Below are 19,026 nucleotides of genomic sequence, written 5' to 3' on the forward strand. Positions count from 1 at the left end.
CTAGACCATGACCGTAATCGCTGGTGGCTCGGTGGTCACGTCCCATGGTCCCCTCGACGGCGGCTGGGTGCGTATCCAGGACGGCCGGATCGCCGCGATCGGCCAGGGCGCACCGCCGTACCCGGCCGATACGACCTTCGACGGGTGGCTCGTCCCGGGATTCGTCGACATTCACAGCCACGGCGGAGGCGGGGCGAGCGTCGTCGGAGGCGACCACGAGGACGTACGGACCTTTGCCGAGACGCATCGCAGGCATGGCACGACGACCCTCATGGCAAGCCTGGTGACGGGCTTCCCGGACGATCTGGAGCGCGACGTACATGCGCTCGCCGACATGGTGGACGACGGGCTGGTTGCCGGCATCCACCTGGAAGGGCCGTGGATATCACCGCAGCGGCGAGGCGCACACGACCCGCATGCCCTGGCCGCGCCGGACCCGTCGACGGTACGGCGATTGCTCGACGCGGGCCGCGGCCGGATCCGGATGGTGACGCTCGCCCCCGAGCTCGATCAAGGCATGGCGGCAGTTCGCGAGATCGCCGATACCGGCGCGATCGCCGCGATCGGCCACACCGACAGCTCGTTCGACGTGGCACGGGAGGCCATAGATGCCGGCGCCACCGTGGCCACGCACCTGTTCAACGCCATGGCGCCCGTCCATCACCGCAATCCCGGGCCGATCGTCGCGCTCCTCGATGACCCACGCGTCACCGTCGAGCTCATTCTCGACGGCGCGCACGTGCACGAGGCCATCGCGGCACACGTCCACCGGTCCGCCGGTGCCGAGCGCATCGCGCTGGTTACCGATGCGATGTCGGCCGCCGGTGCGGGTGATGGTGACTACGTCCTGGGCGATCTCGCCGTCCGGGTCGAGGACGGCATCGCCCGCCTCGTGGACGGGGGTTCGATCGCCGGTAGCACCCTCACCATGGATCAGGCCTTCCGATTCGCCGTCACGCGCGCCAACTTCTCGATCGCCGATGCGGTGCACGCCGCGTCGACCACGCCGGCGAGGGCCCTCGGCATCGCGCACCGCACGGGCGCCATCTCCGAGGGATATGACGCTGACCTCGTCCTCCTCGACGACGAGCTCACCGTCCAGGCAGTCATGGTGCGGGGTACCTGGGTCGCTTCCTGATCGCGCTCGCCGAAAGGCACGAGCCATCTGGCGTCCGGGCGAGATAAGGTTGGGCTGAAGTGCGGGCACGAACAAGGAGAGCGGTCCCGGTGAGCGACCTGATCGACACCACGGAAATGTACCTCAAGACGATCTTCGAGCTTGAGGAAGAGGGTATCGTGCCCCTGCGCGCGCGGATCGCCGAGCGCTTGCACCAGTCCGGCCCGACGGTCAGCCAGACGGTATCGCGGATGGAGCGGGACGGTCTGCTCCATGTCGACGAGGACCGACATCTCGAACTCACCGACAAGGGCCGGCTGCTGGCCACGCGCGTCATGCGCAAGCACCGGCTCGTCGAGCGGCTCCTGGTGGACGTCATCGGGCTCGACTGGGAACTGGTACACAACGAGGCCTGCCGGTGGGAACACGTCGTCTCCGAAGCCGTCGAACGACGTCTCGTCGATCTCCTCCACGAGCCGTCTACCGATCCTTACGGCAACCCGATCCCCGGCCTCGACGAGCTCAACATCGGCGAACACATCGAAGCCGCTCGCACGGGTACCTTGACACTTCGCCACGCCAGCAGCTCGGACGGCCGGGCCGTGACGATCCGGCACATCGGTGAACCGCTCCAGGTGGACGAGAAGCTGCTCTCGGATTTCCGGCGTGCCTCGATCATGCCCGGTTACACCGTCCGGGCGACGACCAAGGATTCCGGCATTCAGCTCTGGGGAACCGAGAGCGTCGATTTGGCCACGGCGGACGCGAATCACGTCTTCGTCAGTACCGGGTGAGCTGCGCGAGCGCTCCCCGCCGATCAACCCTCAAAGTTTGCGAACGTGCTGGACCAGGATGCCGGGCGCGCTTTCCGTGGTCTGTGGCTCCGGTGCCGGAACGCCCACCACCTCGACCTCGTCGCCGAGTTCTGCCGTGCTCGCGAACGGTCCAAGCAACTCGACGTGTCCTTCTTCGGTCTCGAGCTCAAGGACGCCACCCCGGCGTGCCGGCATCAGCTTGCCCCGCCGGGTCACGGTGGTCAGCGCATCCGAAGACGGCAGCGGCTCGCCGAACTCCTGAACGTCACTCATAGCGTCCGAGTATGAAGGTTCTGTGACCCTTGAGACTACTCACTTCCCCCGATCGGTGACGAGTCTCACTGGATAACCCCCATATATCGATCCCTCAATTGCACCAGAAATCAGAGCGAGAATGGAGCGCATGGACCTGCTCAGCCGCTGGAGTGCCGTTGCCGGCGATTCGCCAGCAGCGCGCCGCCGGGGGAGGGAATTGCTGGCGCGCTGGTCGCAACCACACCGCCACTACCACTCGACGGCTCACCTGCGAAACATCCTGGAGGCGCTCGACCTCCTGGCCGAGGAGATCAGAACACCGTCGACGGTCCAGCTCGCAGCGTGGTTCCACGACGCCGTCTACGACGGCAACCCCGGCGACGACGAGCGGGCGAGCGCCGCCCTGGCCGCGCACGTCCTCCCGACGATCGGGTTCACCCGGGCCGAGGCCGACGAGGTGGCCCGCCTGGTGCGGCTGACGATCGGGCACGATCCCGCGCCCGATGACGCCGACGGAGCCGCCCTGTGCGACGCCGATCTGTCCGTACTCGGCGCCGACCCGGACGGCTACGAGGCGTACACGCGGGCCGTTCGCCTCGATTACGCTCACGTGCCCGAGGACACGTTCCGCCGCGCCAGGGCCGCGGTCCTGGCGCAGCTACTGAACAAGGAGTCGCTCTTTCACACGCCGACGGGTCGCGCGCTCTGGGAAGGTGCGGCCCGCCGAAACGTCGGCGACGAGCTCCGCCACCTCCGCCAGTCCACAGGGCACGATCGCTAGCTCAGCGACAGGGCCCGGCGAATCCGCTGTTCGATCGGCGCGAAGATCGCGACCAGGATCGCCAGCACGGGCACGGGAGCGATCAGCCACAACGGGCGGCGCATCCACCATTCCGCCGTCGGCTCACTCACCGGCGTGAACCCGAGCCCTTCGGCTGCCAGGAAGGCGGCGAGCATCGCGGTCATGTGCCACAGGAAGACGGTGAGCAGGACACCGCCCAGGAGAACGACCAGCCGATACGGCACTCGCCGTTGCAACCAGCGGTTCAGGATCGGAGCCGCCAGCATGATCAGGCCAGTCTGGCCGATCGCTAGCGCAGCGATCACAGCGGTAGTGGGCCACATGGGACTAACCTGCTCGCCCGGGATGGAGACCATCGAGCGCGGGTAGGCATCGTGCACGGTGGCCAGTGCGACGATCGAATAGCCACCAACGGCCAGCGCGCACCGGCGCCAATACTGGTCGAGGTAACCGTCCCGCCACAGGTAGCCGAGCTGGTGCACGAAGATCCACACCACCGCCGAGTTCACGTAGCCCAGCCATTCCTGATCCCCGGCGAATCTGCCCACGTCGACGACGGCCACCGCGACGCCCAGAAACACCGAGCTCATGGGGCCGAACCGGCGATGCATACGGGCGGTCAGCGGCACCATGAGCGTGGCCCACGTATACGCCGCGAGGAACCACAGGGGCGTGAACACCAACGGCATGACGTTCAGCGCACCCGTGTAGTCCGGAATCGTAACTCGGGCGATGACGTCGATGATCACCCAGACGAGGATGAACACGAGCGCCGGAAGAACGAGCCGGCCCAGCCGCCGCCACACGAAGGCGAGCGTCCCCTGCCCGGAGCGCACCACCGAGTCCCATCCGGTCAGGTTGGCGAAGCCACCGATGATGAAGAAGATCGGCATGACCTGAAACAGCCAGGTGAGCAACCATCCGCCGGCCACATGCTCGATCGGGTTGGGGTTGACGATCTGGCCGTCTTGCCGATGGGTGATGGAAAAGACCCAATGCCACAGGATGACCACGCAGATCGCCGCGACGCGCAGGAAATCGGCGGCCCGGTTCCGGTCGGCAGGCGTCTCGTCGACACGCTCATCGACCTGGGCTATGACGCTTCGAAACCGCTCGGAAGAGCGCATACGTTCAGTGTGCCTTGCGACGACGCAAGCCGGACGCATTCAGCCGGGAGAGGAGTTCGCGCCCGCTGACCGGTTGCGCTCCCGCCGCGATCGCCGCCTCGTACATCGACGCCGGAACATCGTAGTGATCTCCATCGAAGCCGCGCTCCGGCAGCCCCAGCTGAGCCGCGAACGCGTGCAACTCCGCGTAGGACTCGTCCGATATCAAGTGCGACCAGAAGCGGCCGTGAGCAGGCCAGATAGGCCGATCGATCAAAATCACAGCCCCGCCACCGTATCATCGATGAGCGTCCGCCAGGAGCGTACGAGGCGCGCGTCGACGTAAGCCTTCCACGTTCGGTCGGGACGCGCCGCACTGCCGATGTGATACTTGCGAACACCGGCGCGCGCGAGCCACGGCACGTGTTCTGGAGCCAGACCACCGCCCGCCATCATCAGCTCGGCGACCACCGGCGAGTCCGCTGCCCTCTGGCACAGCTCATCCAGCCCATCTTTGACACCACGTACGGAACCCGCCGTCAGGACCGTGTCGACGCCCGGCAGCAATGCCACGACGTCCCACGCCCGGTCGTGATCCAGAGTGTGGTCGATGGCCCGATGAAACGTCCATGGCGCCCCGCTCAGTTCGTCTATCAACGTGGTCATCGCCTCGACGTCCACCTCAACGGAAGGGTTCAGGAAACCGAGCACGAAACCGTCGGCCCCTGCCGCGTAGAGCTGGTGTGCCGCTCCCATCAAGCGACTCAGCTCCGATCCGCTCGTGGCGAAGCCGTCGTTGGCCCGCAGCATGACTCGCAGCGGAAGATTACATTCCCGTTTCAGATCACGTACGGTCTGCACCGACGGCGTCAGGCCGTCGGCGTCCATGTCGGCCGCGACTTCGAGCCGATCCGCACCACCTTCGACCGCTCCTGCTGCATCTCCAGGCCCCAGAGCGATGACTTCAAGCAATGGCCGCACCACAGTGCACAGTGTGCCAGGTCGATCACATGCAGAGAAGGTGGCAATATCGGGGGATGTGACCAACGACAACGTCTTGCTAGCCGCCCGCGCTCGCGTCCTACGCGACATGACCAGCCATGGTGTGGACACCGCACGGGCAGTCGACATCCTCGACGAAGTACTGAGCGAGCGGCGCTGGTGGATCGAGCAATGGCCCGAGGGCTCCGATTACGTCGACGGCCAGGTGGCACAAGACGTGCAAGACCGGATGCTCGACGCGGGCCTGGGCCGCTGGCCGCGATGCACGTCGTGTGACGAGACGCAGCAGCACGAGTTGCGGATCGAGCCCGAACTCGGCCCCGAACCGCGATGGATCTGCGAGAAGGCCGGTATCACGGTCGCACCGCTGGGCTCTCTCACCTGACGCTCCGGGAATACTCCGGTCGCTGGCATTGTTAGCTCCTTCCTGCCAGCCAGACCAGCCCCTGGAGGTCATCGGTGGAGACGGAGCTCCTTCGCTCGTCAGTTACCTTTCAATCCCATGACCCACCACGAAGCGGGCGTTTCGTCCCGTCAGCTCCCGAGTCCGGCAGTCATTCCGAATGGTCCCTTGCCGAGGCCGTGCCCGCGCTGTGCTCGGTGGCACGGCCCGCACACCCGGTAGCGGAGTTCTGGCGGGCCGCCACCTTGACGGCTCTCACGCTGGTCAAACAGCGTCGGATCGAGCCATACGTGACCGGCGCCGGTGACGTCGCGTGGCGGCTCGCCGAACTGTCTCCCGCCGAGTTGCAACGGCTCCACGACCTGGAATCCAGCGCGCCCCCGGGAATCACCGACGTGCGTGCCTACCTGGACGCCGTCGCCGACTATCTGGCGAATCCGGACATGGCCGCAGGTGTGACGGTCTCGCTTCGGATCGAGCTTCCTGGCGGTCTCGCCGCCCTCGAACGTGACGAACCGGACGGGCGGTTCCTCGCGATCGTCCACACCCGCAGCGTCGCCGATCCGGAGCGCGCCGCCGACGCGGCGGATCTCTGGGAACACACGGACCAGTTCGGGCTCGGGGCGCGGGCCGCCACGATGCTCGCGCTGCGACGCGCAGCCTCCGCATGGCAGCCCTTGAACCGTCTCCTGCGCCAGCCCGTTCCCGGACAGCTGCTCCTCGACGACGACGAGATGGCCGACCTTCTCGGTGGAGGGGCCGAGCGCCTGGCCGACATCGGCGTCGAGGTCGCATGGCCGGTCGAGCTCGGCGCCGACCTGACCGCGACGGCCGTCATCCCGAGTGCCGGCCCGCTGGCGCCGGACCCCGGCCAGCCCGGCGCCGGGCCAGCTCCCGCCCTCCTGGACCCGTCCGAGACGCTGCACATGGGCTGGCGATTCAGCCTCGGGGGCGCCGAGCTCGATACGGAGGAACGCGAGGCCCTCGCCCGGGCCCGCCAGCCGTTCGTACGGCTGGGTGAACGCTGGACACTGGTCGACCCCCGCATAGCACAGCGGGCAGCCCAGACCGATCTCAAGGCGGTGAACGCCATCGAGGCGCTCGGGGCGGCTCTCACCGGAACCACGGAGATCGACGGCGAACGCGTCGCCGTCGACCCGACAGGATGGCTGCGCGTGCTCGTCGAGCAGCTGTCCGACCCCGAGTCGGGCACCGAACGTGTCGTTGCTCCCGCTGGCCTCACGGCCACCCTTCGCGACTACCAGCTGCGTGGCTTGCGCTGGCTGCACCAGCTGACCTCGATCGGGCTCGGTGCCTGTCTCGCCGACGACATGGGACTCGGCAAGACGATCACCGTCATCGCCCTGCACCTGCATCGCCAGAGCAATCCGTCGACCGCGGGTACCACGCTCGTGGTCTGTCCCGCATCAGTCATGAGCAACTGGGAGCGGGAGATCGCACGTTTCGCACCCGGCACTCCGGTCCGGCGCTACCACGGCTCCCGACGGCGGCTCGCCCGCGACCTCGAGGATTCTGCCGGTGGCTTCGTCATCACCACGTACGCCACGCTGCGCTCCGACGTTGCCGATGCCGTCGATCACGACGATGACGACGACGGCGCTACCCTCACGACGGCGCCGTGGAGCATGATCATCGCCGACGAAGCCCAGCACATGAAGAATCCGCAGTCCAAGACGGCGCGGGCCATGCGTTCCGTCCCCGCGCCAGCACGTGTCGCACTCACCGGCACGCCGATCGAGAACAATCTCTCGGAACTGTGGGCGATTCTCGACTGGGCGACACCGGGGCTGCTCGGCTCGCATGCGGCGTTCCGCCGCCGCTGGGCCGACCCGATAGAGTCGGGCCGCCTCGAGCCCGAACGCCGCCGCGCCGCCGACGAGGCGACGAAGCAGCTGAACCGGCTGGTCGGACCGTTCCTGCTGCGCCGGCGGAAGTCGGACCCCGGCATCGCGCCGGAGCTGCCGTCGAAGATCGAGACCGACCGGCCGTTCCCGCTCTCCGCCGAACAGGTAGCGCTTTACGACCGGGTGACACGGGAAACCATGGAGCGGATCAGGTCCAGCCGCGGGATGGAACGCCGCGGGCTGATCCTGGCGCTGCTGACTGCCCTGAAGCAGATCTGCAACCATCCCGCCCAGTATCAGAAGCAGCCGTTGGGTGCCGCCGGGCGGTCGGGAAAGCTCGATCTGCTGGACGAACTCATCACGAACATCACCGCCAGCGACGACGCGGTGCTGGTGTTCACCCAGTACGTGGCCATGGCCCGGCTGCTGGAAGAGCACTTCGCGCAGCGGGGTGTACCGGTCCAGGTGCTGCATGGCGGAACGCCGGTGGAGCAGCGAGAGGAGATGGTCCGCAGGTTCCAGGAAAGCCCACCCGCCGAGACGCCGGTTTTCGTGCTCTCCCTCAAGGCAGCCGGTACCGGATTGAACCTCACCCGCGCCGGCCACGTGGTCCACTACGACCGCTGGTGGAATCCGGCGGTCGAGGAGCAGGCCACTGACCGGGCATATCGAATCGGCCAGGATCGGTCTGTCCACGTGCACCGGCTGATCGCCGAAGGCACCGTCGAGGACCGCATTACCACGCTGATGCGGCACAAGCGCGAACTCGCCGACGCGGTGCTCGCCTCGGGCGAGGCGGCGCTGAGCGAGCTCTCGGATGCCGAGCTGGTCGAGCTCGTCCAGCTCCATCAGAGCTAGATCGAAGGAGCTGCACCGGATCCGCCAGAGATTCACCACCATGCGAGGACGTCACCGACATGAGTACACGTGCCCGAGGATTCTCTCCGTTCGCCGCCACCAAACGCCGCACGCGGCGGGCCCGGACGTGGCTGGCAAACGCGTGGATCGATGCGCTGGAAGACATGTCGCTCGACTCGGAGCAGCTACGCCTGGGACGCCAGCTGGCCCACAGCGGACACGTTGGCCCGATTACGGTCAGCCCCGGTCAGGTCTCCGCCGTCGTGCACGGGACGGATCATGTGCCGTATGAGGTAACCGTCACCCTGGCAGAACTCAGCGGCGAGGAATGGGAACGGCTGCTCGCGCGTATCGCCGCGCGCGCCGATCACGTCGCGGCACTGCTCGATGGGGCGATTCCCGACGAGCTCGCCGACACGGCCGACGACGCGGACGTCCGCCTTCTGCCGGGAGCCGGTGACTTGGAACCACGCTGCGACTGTCCCGAGTGGGGATATCCCTGCGAACATGCCGCAGCCGTGAGCTATCAGGCGTCGTGGCTGCTCGACCACGAGCCGTTCCTGCTGTTCTTGCTGCGCGGACACGAGCCCGAGGAGCTGCTGGCCGAACTCCAGCAGCGCAACTCCGGCCGGCAGGCGGGAGCCGTCCTGGACCCGGAATCGGTGGAGCGGATCGTCGATGCTGCCGCCGCTCGTGCCGACGAGCTTCTCTCTCCTCCCCCTCATGATCATGAACACTAATTTGGCCACACGGATCGGCTAGTGTTCATGATCATGGTCGGGGAGATGGTCTGGGAAGACGACGGTGCCCCGGCCGTGGAGACCGGGGCACCGTCGTCGTGCTCGGGCGAAAGGAGCGCTGGACTCAGAAGTCCATGCCGCCCATACCGCCCATGCCACCACTCGGGTCAGCGCCGGCACCGGCCTGCTGCTTCTCCGGCTTGTCGGCGATGACCGCTTCGGTCGTGAGGAAGAGACCCGCGATCGAGGCAGCGTTCTGCAGCGCCGAACGCGTGACCTTGGCCGGGTCGATGACGCCGGCTTCCAGCAAGTTCTCGTACTCGCCGGTCGCGGCGTTGAGGCCGTGCCCGTCGGACAGGCCCTTGACCTTCTCGACCACGACGCCGCCTTCGAGGCCGGCGTTGATCGCGATCTGCTTCAACGGAGCCTCGACGGCCAGCCGGACGATGTTGGCGCCGGTCGCCTCGTCGCCGTCGAGCTCCAGCTTCTCGAATGCCTTCTGGGCAGCTTGGAGGAGCGACACGCCACCACCGGCGACGATGCCCTCCTCGACGGCTGCCTTCGCGTTGCGAACGGCATCCTCGATACGGTGCTTGCGCTCCTTGAGCTCGACCTCGGTGGCCGCGCCCGCCTTGATGACGGCAACGCCACCGGCCAGCTTGGCCAGACGCTCCTGGAGCTTCTCGCGGTCGTAGTCGCTGTCCGAGTTCTCGATCTCGGCACGGATCTGATTGACCCGGCCCGCGATCTGGTCGGCGTCGCCGGCGCCCTCGACGATCGTCGTTTCGTCCTTGCTGACGACCACCTTGCGGGCCTGGCCCAGCATGTCCATGGTGGCGTTCTCCAGCTTCAGACCGACCGTCTCGCTGATCACCTGACCGCCCGTGAGGATGGCCATGTCCTGCAACATCGCCTTCCGGCGATCACCGAATCCCGGCGCCTTGACGGCAACGGACTTGAACGTCCCGCGGATCTTGTTGACCACCAGCGTGGCCAGCGCCTCGCCCTCGACGTCCTCGGAGATGATCAGCAGCGGCTTGTTGCTCTGCATGACCTTCTCCAGCAGCGGCAGGAGGTCCTTGACGTTCGAGATCTTGGACTCGACCAGCAGGATGTAGGGGTCCTCGAGGACGGCCTCCTGGCGCTCGGCGTCGGTCGCGAAGTAGCCCGAGGTGTAGCCCTTGTCGAAGCGCATACCCTCGGTGAGCTCGAGTTCGAGCCCGAAGGTGTTGCTCTCCTCGACGGTGATGACACCTTCCTTGCCGACCTTGTCCATGGCCTCGGCGATCAACTCGCCGATCTGGGAATCTCCCGCGGAAATGGACGCGGTAGCCGAGATCTGCTCCTTGGTCTCGACCTCCTTGGCCGAGGCAAGCAGCTGCTCGGCGACGGCCTCGACGGCCTGCTCGATACCACGCTTCAGCGCGACAGGGCTGGCGCTCGCCGCGACGTTGCGCAGTCCCTCACGCACCATCGCCTGGGCGAGCACCGTGGCAGTGGTGGTGCCGTCCCCGGCGACATCATCGGTCTTCTTGGCGACCTCCTTGACGAACTCGGCCCCGATCTTCTCCCACGGGTCTTCGAGCTCGATCTCCTTCGCGATGGACACACCGTCGTTCGTGATGGTCGGCGCGCCCCACTTCTTCTCGAGCACGACGTTGCGGCCCTTCGGGCCGAGAGTGACCTTCACAGCGTCGGCAAGTTCGTTCATGCCGCGCTCAAGGCCACGCCGTGCCTCCTCGTCGAAGGCAATCATCTTTGGCATGGGTTGGTCCTCCCGGTTGCGGGTGGATGGCCCGGTACGACGCCCGCGACGGACGGCCACGGTCATCCCGGATCCCTGCACCGGAACGCCGAGGCCTCGCCGACCCGGCTCCTATCACTCTCACCTTAAGAGTGCTAATGCCGTTTTAGCACTCTCCCCTCACGAGTGCAAGCCGCCGATGTGCACCTCGAACGTCACAGGTCACAAACCAAGAACGCCAAGTGCTGCCGCACGGCAGCCAGATGTCCGGCATCTACCGTGGCGACATGCTCCACAAGCCAGTGGCGTGGATGCATAGCTAGGCGGTCGGGCAAGAGTACGCCGTGCGGGGTATCGACGGCGAACGGTTGGAACCCGGCAGGTGGTGCCGACCGGACCACCGCAGTAATGACCTGGTTGAGCTGCGACGTGTTGTACGTCGCGTTGCTCAGCACGAGTCTCAGACTCTGATCTTCAAGGCGCCAGATCTCGCCGGGGTTCACGACGCGGCTTCGTCCTGCCACGAAAGGAGATCCCGCAGCGACCGTTCCTCGTCCCGATCCATGCGCGGCGGCATGGCCTGCGCCAGCAGGCGTCGATAATGCTCGTGCCGCAGCACCCGTTCGACGTACTCGGAGCGGCTCAGGCTGTCGGCACGAGCATCCGCGTCGACATACTGGAGCGTCTGCGGATCGATGGTGATCGTCATCTTCTCTCGTGCCATATCCACATCTTACTACTCGCCTTATTTCCGGTGGTATCACCGGAAACCGTGCAGCCCGCCATTGCCCCAGCGTGTCCGGTGGGGAACGGAGCGCCGAGACGCGGGCTCACTCCTGCGGATCGAGCCGTGGAAGACGGCGAATGCCGAAGCGGGCACGGAGGGCCCGGCGGGCGGCGTGCAGCCCGCACATGCCGTGCACGCCGGGGCCCGGAGGCGTCGACGCCGAGCACAGGTAGACCCCCGGAATCGGGGTCGCCCACGGGTTCCACCGCAGGGCTGGCCGGGCGAGCAGCTGCCACGTGGTCATGGCGCCGGCCGCGATGTCCCCACCGACGTAGTTCGCGTTGTGCTCCGGCATTCGAGCCGCCGGAATGGTTCGCCGGGCGACGACGACATCGCCGAACCCCGGCGCGAAACGCTCGATCTGGGCCTGCACCACCTCACCGACGTCGAGCGTCGAGCCCGACGGCACGTGAGCGTAGGACCACAACGGCCGCACTCCGCCCACCGCACGATCCGGATCGGTGACAGTCGGATCCGATACGAGCATCATGGGACGCTCGGCATGCCGGCCGGCCGCAACCTCCGCTTCCGCACGAGCCATCTCGGCTTGCGTACCACCGAGGTGTACCGTGCTCGCCCGTGCCACATCGGGGTGTGACCACGGCACCGGGCCGGACAGGACGAAATCCACCTTGGCCGCACCATCACCGTGCCGGAACCGCTCGATCGCGTGCCGGTACCGGGACGGCAGCGCGTCGCCGGCGATCCGGGCCAGCGTGCCCGGCGCCGTATCGAACAGGTACGCCCGAGCCTGCGGCAACTGGGCGAACGAGGTGATCTCGGCGCCGGTGACGACCTTTCCTCCATGAATCTGAAGATCGTCGACCATCGCATCGACGATGGCCTGGCTCCCGCCGACGGGAAGCGCCCAACCGGGAGAATGTCCCAGCGCGGCCAGCAGCACGGCGGTTCCCGAGGCCGGCAAGCTCGGCAGCGTCGATATCGCGTGTGCACCCACGCCCGTGAGCAGGGCGGGCGCTTGATCACCCGACCATCGCCGCGACCACAGGGCGGTGCCTTGTTCGAGGACTGCCCAGCCGAACTGGGCCGCCGTCAGGGGATCTTTTGGCAATCGGCGGAAGTCCGACATCCCGACGTCGACCACACCCGGCACGTGCCGCGTCAGCGGCTCGAACAGGCGGCGCCATGCCGGGCCGTCGACACCGAGCCCGTCGACGGTCCGTTCGAGATCGCGGTAGGCGATAGCCGCGCGCCCACCATCGAGCGGCTGAGCGTAGGACACCTCCGGAAATCGCAGCTCGACACCGCGAGCGCGCACATCGAAATCCCGGAAGAACGGTGACGCCGCGGCCATCGGATGGACCGCCGAGCACAGATCATGCACGATTCCCGGCGCCAGATCCAGGGAAAGCGTGCGGGCTCCGCCGCCGATGGTGGACTGGGCTTCGTAAACCCGCACCTCGAGTCCGGCACGAGCCATGGTCACCGCGGCAGCGAGCCCATTCGGTCCTGACCCCACCACGACGACGTCACACGACTCGGCTGGGCTCACCGAGACCCCCTCAGCTCAGAAATACGGACCCGGACCACCCGTCATCGTAAAGGGATACCGGCCGCCGTACGTGACATCTGGCCGGATTCACCGGAAACGACGTGTCAGTCGTCATGCGGTGTCGCGGTGTCCTCGTAGAACAGGCGACCGCTCGGACTGATCTTGACCGTCTTGTCCCTCAGGAGCAGGTCACGCAGCTCCTCTTCGGTCTTGCCGTTCTTCTGCGCGACGGCCGCGAGGTCCTCACCGAGCGCGTCGATCGCCTCCTGCCCGCCCAGCGGCTCTGGCAAGACATCTCCTCCGGCAAGCGAGGCTTCTCCGTTCACGTCGTCGCCACTTTCGGCATCGTCCCCTTCGGCATCGTCTTCACCTTCCTCGTCGCCCTCCGGCTCCGTGGGCTCCGGCGACGACTCCGGTACCGCAACCGTCTCATCGTCGCCATCCAACAGCCCACCCAGGGCGGCCGCACCGACCGCTACGATGAGCACGGCCGCAGCCGATACGGCGATCACGACGATCGTTTTGCGACGTTCGGTCATGGCCGACACATGAACCTCCAGCAGAGGATCTCCTCAAAACGGACACCAGTGTGACGGCCTGGTGCCCCCCACCGGTTCCATTCTGCTGTCGCTGATTCACCAAGAACTCGTTCCCACCCCGTTTCCCGGCAAATACGAACTGGGGCGCGAGGACGGATCCTCGCGCCCCAGTTGATCAGCTGTCAGGTGCTATATGCCCGGGACCGGATCACACGGTGACTCGGCGGGTCCGCGCATACAGGGCACCACCGACGGCCAGCAATCCGAGTCCGGCCGCGAGGGTGAGCAGGTTACCCGCACCGGTGTCGGGCAAGTCGTCTTCGCCCTCCTCGTCCTCACCGTCCTCGGTGCCGTCGTCCTCATCATCACCGGAGTCGTCCACGTCGACCGTGAAGTTCACCGGTTCCGTGCTCGGCGATGTCGCGTCACCGATCGTCTGTGTCGCCGTGACCGAGCACTCGCCGTTCGGCAGGCCCTCCTCCGGCGTGAACGACCATTCACCGTTCCCGTCGACGTCGGCATCACCCTCGACCGTGGTGCTGTCACCACACTCGATCGTGACGTTCACCGTGGCGTCCGCCACGCCCGTACCGGTGAAGGTGGGAGTGGCGTTCGTCGCGGTGTCGCCCTCTTCGGGCGTGGTGATGGCCGGAGCATCCAGCGGCACGGTCACCGTCACCGAGTCCGTGTTCGGATCCTCCATATCGGCAACCGTCTGCTGAGCCGTGATCGTGGTGTCTCCGTACGGCAGCCCGTCTTCGATCACGGCGTCCCAACGACCTTCGTCGTCGGCACTCGCCTCGGCGACGACCTCGTCGTCGACACTCAGGGCGACGGAGGCCTCGGGCTCCGCGGTCCCCTCGACCGGGAGATCGCCCCGCTCGACCTCGGCACCGTCCTCCGGCGACGCGATGTCCACCGGCTCTGCGTCGAACGGTTCGGCCTCACCCGAGATGCTGTAGAGGCCGAGGCTGCCGTAGTCGGAGTAGCAGCAGCCGTTCTCTGGGGTGTTGTCCTGGGGGTCACCCTGGCCGCGGCCCTCGACTGCCAGATAATACACACCGGCGTCGACCTCTTCGTCAACCGAGGCGTCCAAGCCGGCAGCCTCTCCGGTGCCGGGCACGGCCGACGTCTCCTGCTCTCCCTCGGCGACAACGTCACCCTCGGCGTCGAGCAGCGTCAGCTTGAGGTCGAGGTTGGGACGGTTGCCACCCGGCTCGACGCTCGCGGTGATCGGTCCACCGTCCGTGGTGAAGGTGAACACGTCCACATCACCCGCGGTCCCGACCAGGCCGTCTGCTGCGAACTCCCCATCGGAGTTGTCGAGCGACGTGGCGTCGTCGCTCGAATCACCGTGGGAATCCTGCACGTGATCGGTGCGGTCCGAGTAGTCCCAGCGGTCCGTCAGCTCCGGCCCGGGGGGATTACAGGTGTTGTCCTCGTTGGGTTCGAAGAACTCGTCCCCCGGTTGTGGGTTGTTCGGCTCTCCCGTGGTGCAGTACGGATCGGTCCAGCGGTTGCCGTTCTGGTCCAGCAGAATGAGCTGTTCCATGACCGCATCGTCAGCGGTCATCGTGGCGACGTCATCCTGCTCGGGGTTCGTCGCGTCGGCGTATTCGCCGTTCGACCACGTGGCGAGCGGGACGCCAAAGGGAGCACCCATGAGCGGACCCCAGAGCGCATCCGGCGCTGGCTGCGTCTGGCCGTAGTAGTACTCCTCGTCGCCGATCCCGTGGTGCTCGAGGCCGAGCTCGTGGCCGAGCTCGTGCGAAGCAACCATTCCGATGGACTCGCTGTTGTGATTTAGCTTGTCGGCCCAGACCAATGCAGGGGTGCCGACCTCCATGCCGTAGAGTCCCAGCCACGCCCTTCCGCTAGCGCCGGTGTGGATTTCCGAAGGGAACTCTTCACTGTCCGGAGCGACCAACAGGCGCGCGCCATAGGAATCGTCGTCCGCAGACGTCTTGTTCAGGGCATCGTCGCCGGGATCGGAGATGGTGACGTTGATGTCGAAGGGCGCGTAATTCTGCGCGACCCGTTCCCAGACCTCATGCTTGAAGTCGTCATCCACCTCGTATGGCGAGACCTCGATGGTGTCGACGTCGTATATACGGTTCCATTCCGTGTTTTCGATCGTGTCGCCGTCGAAGTCGATGTAGATCGTGTGCGAAGCATCGGGGCGCGAACCATCGATCGGGTTCCCCGGCACCTCCGCGTTCCCGATCTCAGGTTCGTGCACGTCTTCAGGCACGTCCCAATCGTCGACGAACGAGACGAAGCCAGAGGGAGAGACAACGGCTTGCTCGTTCTTCAGGTAGGACTCCAGCCGTTCCGCCGTCATCCCCGCACGTTCGGCGACCCGAGTCAGATCGGACTCGTCCAGCTGGCTGAGTGCCTCGGGTCCGCTCGACAGCGGCTCGACCAAGTCTCCCGCGACCTCGAAGTCGCCTGACCCCTCGGAGTCTTCTGATTCGTCTAAATCGATGTTTTCTGGTTTGATCTCGGCACCGGCAGCCGGCAGCGACGCGGCACCGAGCGCCAAAGCGCTGGCACCGGTCACAGCCACGGCGGCTGCCAGCCGCCTTCGCTGCGTCACTTTCACAGTGTTGATCTCCCAAATTCGCTCATACCAGGGCATAGGTTAGAGATGGTGCTACTAACCACCAGGAGGACGCTAGCAGATATGTCGGACAAGTCCAGACGCGGGCCGCCACGTGATACGCGCCATTTGTGGGCATATGCCGCGAGTGGCACGCGTCATGTCGAGCAGCACCGGGTGTCACGTGCGATGAACGGCATCACATACCGGGCCGCACTGGTCGGCAGCGGGGCGTCCTAACAGTTAAGCTCTAACCATGCATCGCAAGGCGCGGAGAGGTCGTCGCAGGGCGCCCAAGCGCAGTCCGGTCGCCGTGATCGCCGGGGTCATGGGTGAACTATTGCTGACTGCTGGCGCGATTGTCCTGCTCTTCGTTGTCTATACCCTCTGGGGTACCGGCCTGCAGACGGCGGCAGCACAAGATGATCTTCGAGAAGAATTCGACCTACAGATCCAATCCGACGACGAGGACGAGTCCGAGGACGAGTCCGAAGAGCCCGGAGATCTCGAACTCGGCGACGCATACGGCATCCTCCGTATCCCCCGGTTCGGCGAGGACTGGGAATGGCTCGTCGTCGAAGGTGTCGAGGACGACGACCTCAGAGACGGCCCGGGGCGGTATCCGGACAACGCTCATGCTGGGGAACTCGGTAATTTCGCGATTGCCGGCCACCGTTCCGGCCACGGCGAGCCGTTCGCGCCGTTCCCCGAGCTTCACGAGGGCGACATCGTCGAGATCGAGACGCGAACCGGTATCTACCAATACGAGCTGGACAGCGCGCCGAACGGGGATCCCGACGGCAACCGGATCGAGATTTCGGACAGCTGGGTCGTCGACCCCGTTCCCGGCGAGCCCTCCAGCACCGAACCCGAAGAGGCGCGGCTGACGTTGACGACATGCTGGCCACGGTGGGGGTCGTCACACCGCATGTATGCGAGCGGCGTACTCGTCAGCGAAGAGGAGCGTTGATAAGGAGATGTACGCGTGGGTCTGGCGCCATCTTCCAGGACCGTGGCCGGTCCGGCTGCTCATCTACCTGGCGATAATCCTGGGAATCATCGCCGCGCTCTTCTTCTGGGTATTTCCCTGGGTTGAAGAGACGTTCGGAATCAACCGCGTGACCGTCGACTAACGGATCGTCGCCGCGATCAGCAGCCGCCGGCCACGGCGGGGATCACCGACACCTTGGAGCCGGGAGGCGTGTGGGTCTGCAGGCCGGACGCGAAACGAACGTCATCGTCGTCGACGTACACGTTCACGAAACGCCGGATCTCACCCGTGTCGTCGAGAACCCGCGCGCCGATCCCCGGATACGACGCGTCCAGGGCCGTGAGGACGTCGGACAGCGTGGCATCGTCGGCCACGTCCACGCTCACGTCGGCCTCGCCCTTGGTGTAGGTGCGCAGGATCGTCGGGACTCGTACAGCAACACTCATCAGTTTTCAGCCTCCGGGACGAGGGCGCGGAACGCCTCGGTGGTCGGTGCAATGGTTCCCGCCGGTCCGACGACCGGCGTGACGGCGTCGAGCGTCTTCAACCCTTCCCCGGTGTTGAAGATTACCGTCTCCGCATCCGGGTCGAGCTTGCCTTCGCGAAGTAACTTGGCAAGAACGGCTACCGTCACGCCGGCAGCCGTCTCACCGAAAATACCTTCCGTTCGAGCCAGCAGGCGGATTCCGTCGATGACGTCGTCGTCGGTGACATCCTCGACCGCGCCACCCGTGCGCCGGGTCACGTCCAGAACATACGGGCCGTCGGCCGGATTACCGATGGCCAGCGACTTCGCCACGGTATCCGGGCGTACCGGACGCACCACGTCATGTCCAGCTTTATAAGCGGCCGCGACCGGCGAGCACCCGCTCGCCTGCGCCCCGAAAACAGCCGGCCCCCCGCCGGCTACCAGGCCGAGTTCGGTCAGCTCACGAAATGCCTTGTCGACCTTGACCAGCTGTGCACCGCTCGCCACGGGGATGACCACCTGTTCGGGAAGCCGCCAGCCAAGCTGTTCGGCCGTCTCGAACCCCAGCGTCTTCGAGCCCTCGGCGTAGTAGGGGCGGACGTTCACGTTGACGAACGCCCAGTCTTCGTATTGCCCTGCCAGCTCCGAGGCGAGCCGGTTGACATCGTCGTAATTGCCATCGACGGCGACCAGCGTGGTGTCGTAGACGGCACTGGTGACGATCTTCTGTTGTTCGAGATTGCTCGGGATGAACACGAAACTGCGAATGCCAGCCCGGGCGGCTGCCGCAGCCACGGCGTTGGCGAGGTTTCCCGTGGACGGGCACGCCAGCACCGAGAATCCGAGCTCACGCGCGGCTGCGAGGGCGACCGCTACCACGCGGTCCTTGAACGAATGGGTGGGGTTGGCGGCGTCGTTCTTGACCCACAACGCTTTCATTCCCAGCTCGCGGGCGAGGTTGTCCGCCTTCAGCAGTGGCGTGAACCCCGGCTCGGTGTTGGGAACTTCCGTGACGTTTCGCGGAACGGGCAGGAGATCCTTGTAGCGCCAGATCGATATCGGACCGGATTCAATCTTCTCCCGGGTGACGTCCCCGAAGTCGTACGCCACCTCCAACGGACCGAAGCACTCCAGGCACGCGTAGTACGGCCCGAGCTCGGTTGTAGCCGAACACTCACGACATGAGAGGTGGGTCGCCGGTCCGAGGTCGAGGGCGCTGGCCTCCGAACGCGTCGATGCCGGCGTGTCGGTGATGGTCATAAACGAAAACTCCTCCCTCATCTGTCCCGCGTGGCCAGCGGGCCGGACTTGGCACCACTCCCGCGCCAATGCGGGCGGTTGCCGGGGCTTCACCGGGCCGGTCCCTCTGCCCCTCTGGATGAGTACGTCCGCATACATTACGACGCCCACCCGCGACCTCG

The 19,026-nt window shown here is 66.2% G+C and carries 20 protein-coding genes and 1 riboswitch; of the genes, 8 read left to right on the forward strand and 12 right to left on the reverse strand.

Features of this window, described 5'->3' with window-relative positions:
* Positions 1-7: 7 nt before the first annotated feature.
* Both nagA and DPM12_RS03815 read left to right on the forward strand, forming a co-directional pair.
* Complete coding sequence (gene nagA, locus DPM12_RS03810) at positions 8-1,138, forward strand: N-acetylglucosamine-6-phosphate deacetylase (protein WP_112256929.1); 1,131 nt, start codon at positions 8-10, stop codon at positions 1,136-1,138.
* Between the two features lie 89 nt (positions 1,139-1,227).
* Positions 1,228-1,911: an iron-dependent transcriptional repressor DtxR gene (locus DPM12_RS03815; RefSeq protein WP_112256930.1), complete on the forward strand. Its 684-nt coding sequence runs from the start codon at positions 1,228-1,230 to the stop codon at positions 1,909-1,911.
* A 30-nt stretch (positions 1,912-1,941) separates the two neighbouring features.
* Here DPM12_RS03815 and DPM12_RS03820 read toward each other — a convergent pair whose 3' ends face one another.
* A complete protein-coding gene (locus DPM12_RS03820) occupies positions 1,942-2,205 on the reverse strand; it encodes a hypothetical protein (RefSeq protein WP_112256931.1) in 264 nt (87 codons plus the stop codon).
* 130 nt (positions 2,206-2,335) lie between these two features.
* Between DPM12_RS03820 and DPM12_RS03825 the strand changes: the two genes are divergently transcribed.
* Positions 2,336-2,968 (forward strand): HD domain-containing protein, encoded by a 633-nt coding sequence (locus DPM12_RS03825; RefSeq protein WP_211658365.1) that lies wholly within the window; start codon positions 2,336-2,338, stop codon positions 2,966-2,968.
* Here DPM12_RS03825 and DPM12_RS03830 read toward each other — a convergent pair.
* From DPM12_RS03830 to DPM12_RS03840, 3 genes are read right to left on the reverse strand one after another with little or no spacing between them, the layout of a single operon-like run.
* On the reverse strand, positions 2,965-4,116 hold the full coding sequence (locus DPM12_RS03830) for an acyltransferase family protein (RefSeq protein WP_158542722.1): 1,152 nt from the start codon (positions 4,114-4,116) through the stop codon (positions 2,965-2,967). The two genes, DPM12_RS03825 and DPM12_RS03830, sit on opposite strands and share 4 nt — an antisense overlap.
* A 4-nt stretch (positions 4,117-4,120) precedes the next feature.
* Positions 4,121-4,378: a DUF4031 domain-containing protein gene (locus tag DPM12_RS03835; protein ID WP_112256934.1), complete on the reverse strand. Its 258-nt coding sequence runs from the start codon at positions 4,376-4,378 to the stop codon at positions 4,121-4,123.
* Positions 4,375-5,079, reverse strand: a complete 705-nt coding sequence (locus DPM12_RS03840; protein ID WP_245951195.1) for a copper homeostasis protein CutC — start codon at positions 5,077-5,079, stop codon at positions 4,375-4,377. The genes DPM12_RS03835 and DPM12_RS03840 overlap by 4 nt, the downstream gene beginning before the upstream one ends.
* 55 nt (positions 5,080-5,134) lie before the next feature.
* Between DPM12_RS03840 and DPM12_RS03845 the strand changes: the two genes are divergently transcribed.
* From DPM12_RS03845 to DPM12_RS03855, 3 genes are all read left to right on the forward strand, one after another.
* A complete protein-coding gene (locus DPM12_RS03845) occupies positions 5,135-5,482 on the forward strand; it encodes a hypothetical protein (RefSeq protein WP_112256935.1) in 348 nt (115 codons plus the stop codon).
* A gap of 74 nt (positions 5,483-5,556) precedes the next feature.
* Positions 5,557-8,223, forward strand: a complete 2,667-nt coding sequence (locus DPM12_RS03850; RefSeq protein ID WP_112256936.1) for a DEAD/DEAH box helicase — start codon at positions 5,557-5,559, stop codon at positions 8,221-8,223.
* Between the two features lie 59 nt (positions 8,224-8,282).
* Positions 8,283-8,963: an SWIM zinc finger family protein gene (locus DPM12_RS03855; protein WP_112256937.1), complete on the forward strand. Its 681-nt coding sequence runs from the start codon at positions 8,283-8,285 to the stop codon at positions 8,961-8,963.
* 124 nt (positions 8,964-9,087) lie between these two features.
* Here DPM12_RS03855 and groL read toward each other — a convergent pair whose 3' ends face one another.
* The 6 genes from groL to DPM12_RS03885 all read right to left on the reverse strand — a co-directional run bounded on the left by groL (position 9,088) and on the right by DPM12_RS03885 (position 16,142).
* Positions 9,088-10,728 (reverse strand): chaperonin GroEL, encoded by a 1,641-nt coding sequence (gene groL / locus DPM12_RS03860; RefSeq protein WP_112256938.1) that lies wholly within the window; start codon positions 10,726-10,728, stop codon positions 9,088-9,090.
* A gap of 194 nt (positions 10,729-10,922) precedes the next feature.
* Positions 10,923-11,231: a hypothetical protein gene (locus DPM12_RS03865; protein ID WP_123788245.1), complete on the reverse strand. Its 309-nt coding sequence runs from the start codon at positions 11,229-11,231 to the stop codon at positions 10,923-10,925.
* Complete coding sequence (locus DPM12_RS03870; protein WP_123788244.1) at positions 11,207-11,431, reverse strand: hypothetical protein; 225 nt, start codon at positions 11,429-11,431, stop codon at positions 11,207-11,209. The genes DPM12_RS03865 and DPM12_RS03870 overlap by 25 nt, the downstream gene beginning before the upstream one ends.
* Before the next feature lie 106 nt (positions 11,432-11,537).
* Positions 11,538-13,007 (reverse strand): phytoene desaturase family protein, encoded by a 1,470-nt coding sequence (locus DPM12_RS03875; protein ID WP_112256941.1) that lies wholly within the window; start codon positions 13,005-13,007, stop codon positions 11,538-11,540.
* Between the two features lie 104 nt (positions 13,008-13,111).
* Positions 13,112-13,546 (reverse strand): hypothetical protein, encoded by a 435-nt coding sequence (locus DPM12_RS03880; RefSeq protein ID WP_112256942.1) that lies wholly within the window; start codon positions 13,544-13,546, stop codon positions 13,112-13,114.
* A 208-nt stretch (positions 13,547-13,754) separates the two neighbouring features.
* Positions 13,755-16,142: an Ig-like domain-containing protein gene (locus DPM12_RS03885; RefSeq protein WP_158542724.1), complete on the reverse strand. Its 2,388-nt coding sequence runs from the start codon at positions 16,140-16,142 to the stop codon at positions 13,755-13,757.
* A gap of 259 nt (positions 16,143-16,401) precedes the next feature.
* Here DPM12_RS03885 and DPM12_RS03890 point away from each other — a divergent pair, with 259 nt between their 5' ends.
* Together DPM12_RS03890 and DPM12_RS23395 are read left to right on the forward strand one after the other, a co-directional pair.
* Positions 16,402-17,115: a class E sortase gene (locus DPM12_RS03890; RefSeq protein ID WP_112256944.1), complete on the forward strand. Its 714-nt coding sequence runs from the start codon at positions 16,402-16,404 to the stop codon at positions 17,113-17,115.
* 7 nt (positions 17,116-17,122) lie between these two features.
* Positions 17,123-17,278: a hypothetical protein gene (locus tag DPM12_RS23395; protein ID WP_164465266.1), complete on the forward strand. Its 156-nt coding sequence runs from the start codon at positions 17,123-17,125 to the stop codon at positions 17,276-17,278.
* 16 nt (positions 17,279-17,294) lie between these two features.
* Here the strand turns inward: DPM12_RS23395 and DPM12_RS03895 are convergent, their stop codons facing one another.
* Both DPM12_RS03895 and thrC read right to left on the reverse strand, forming a co-directional pair.
* Positions 17,295-17,582, reverse strand: coding sequence for a ubiquitin-like small modifier protein 1 (locus tag DPM12_RS03895; RefSeq protein ID WP_112256945.1), 288 nt, complete (start codon positions 17,580-17,582; stop codon positions 17,295-17,297).
* On the reverse strand, positions 17,582-18,865 hold the full coding sequence (gene thrC, locus DPM12_RS03900; protein WP_112256946.1) for a threonine synthase: 1,284 nt from the start codon (positions 18,863-18,865) through the stop codon (positions 17,582-17,584). Before thrC ends, DPM12_RS03895 begins: the two co-directional genes overlap by 1 nt.
* Positions 18,866-18,879: 14 nt before the next feature.
* Positions 18,880-18,990: riboswitch (SAM riboswitch) on the reverse strand.
* Positions 18,991-19,026 lie beyond the last annotated feature (36 nt).

Source organism: Phytoactinopolyspora halophila (genome assembly GCF_003287285.1).
Taxonomy (GTDB): Bacteria; Actinomycetota; Actinomycetes; order Jiangellales; family Jiangellaceae; genus Phytoactinopolyspora_A; species Phytoactinopolyspora_A halophila.

Excerpts from the sequence above, each read along its gene's own strand:
- DPM12_RS03820 (WP_112256931.1), bottom strand. The coding sequence starts at position 2,205 with ATGAGTGACGTTCAGGAGTTCGGCGAGCCGCTGCCGTCTTCGGATGCG.
- DPM12_RS03855 (WP_112256937.1), top strand. The coding sequence starts at position 8,283 with ATGAGTACACGTGCCCGAGGATTCTCTCCGTTCGCCGCCACCAAACGC.
- thrC (WP_112256946.1), bottom strand. The coding sequence starts at position 18,865 with ATGACCATCACCGACACGCCGGCATCGACGCGTTCGGAGGCCAGCGCC.
- DPM12_RS23395 (WP_164465266.1), top strand. The coding sequence starts at position 17,123 with ATGTACGCGTGGGTCTGGCGCCATCTTCCAGGACCGTGGCCGGTCCGG.
- DPM12_RS03895 (WP_112256945.1), bottom strand. The coding sequence starts at position 17,582 with ATGAGTGTTGCTGTACGAGTCCCGACGATCCTGCGCACCTACACCAAG.
- nagA (WP_112256929.1), top strand. The coding sequence starts at position 8 with ATGACCGTAATCGCTGGTGGCTCGGTGGTCACGTCCCATGGTCCCCTC.
- DPM12_RS03890 (WP_112256944.1), top strand. The coding sequence starts at position 16,402 with ATGCATCGCAAGGCGCGGAGAGGTCGTCGCAGGGCGCCCAAGCGCAGT.
- DPM12_RS03825 (WP_211658365.1), top strand. The coding sequence starts at position 2,336 with ATGGACCTGCTCAGCCGCTGGAGTGCCGTTGCCGGCGATTCGCCAGCA.
- groL (WP_112256938.1), bottom strand. The coding sequence starts at position 10,728 with ATGCCAAAGATGATTGCCTTCGACGAGGAGGCACGGCGTGGCCTTGAG.
- DPM12_RS03830 (WP_158542722.1), bottom strand. The coding sequence starts at position 4,116 with ATGCGCTCTTCCGAGCGGTTTCGAAGCGTCATAGCCCAGGTCGATGAG.
- DPM12_RS03880 (WP_112256942.1), bottom strand. The coding sequence starts at position 13,546 with ATGACCGAACGTCGCAAAACGATCGTCGTGATCGCCGTATCGGCTGCG.
- DPM12_RS03870 (WP_123788244.1), bottom strand. The coding sequence starts at position 11,431 with ATGGCACGAGAGAAGATGACGATCACCATCGATCCGCAGACGCTCCAG.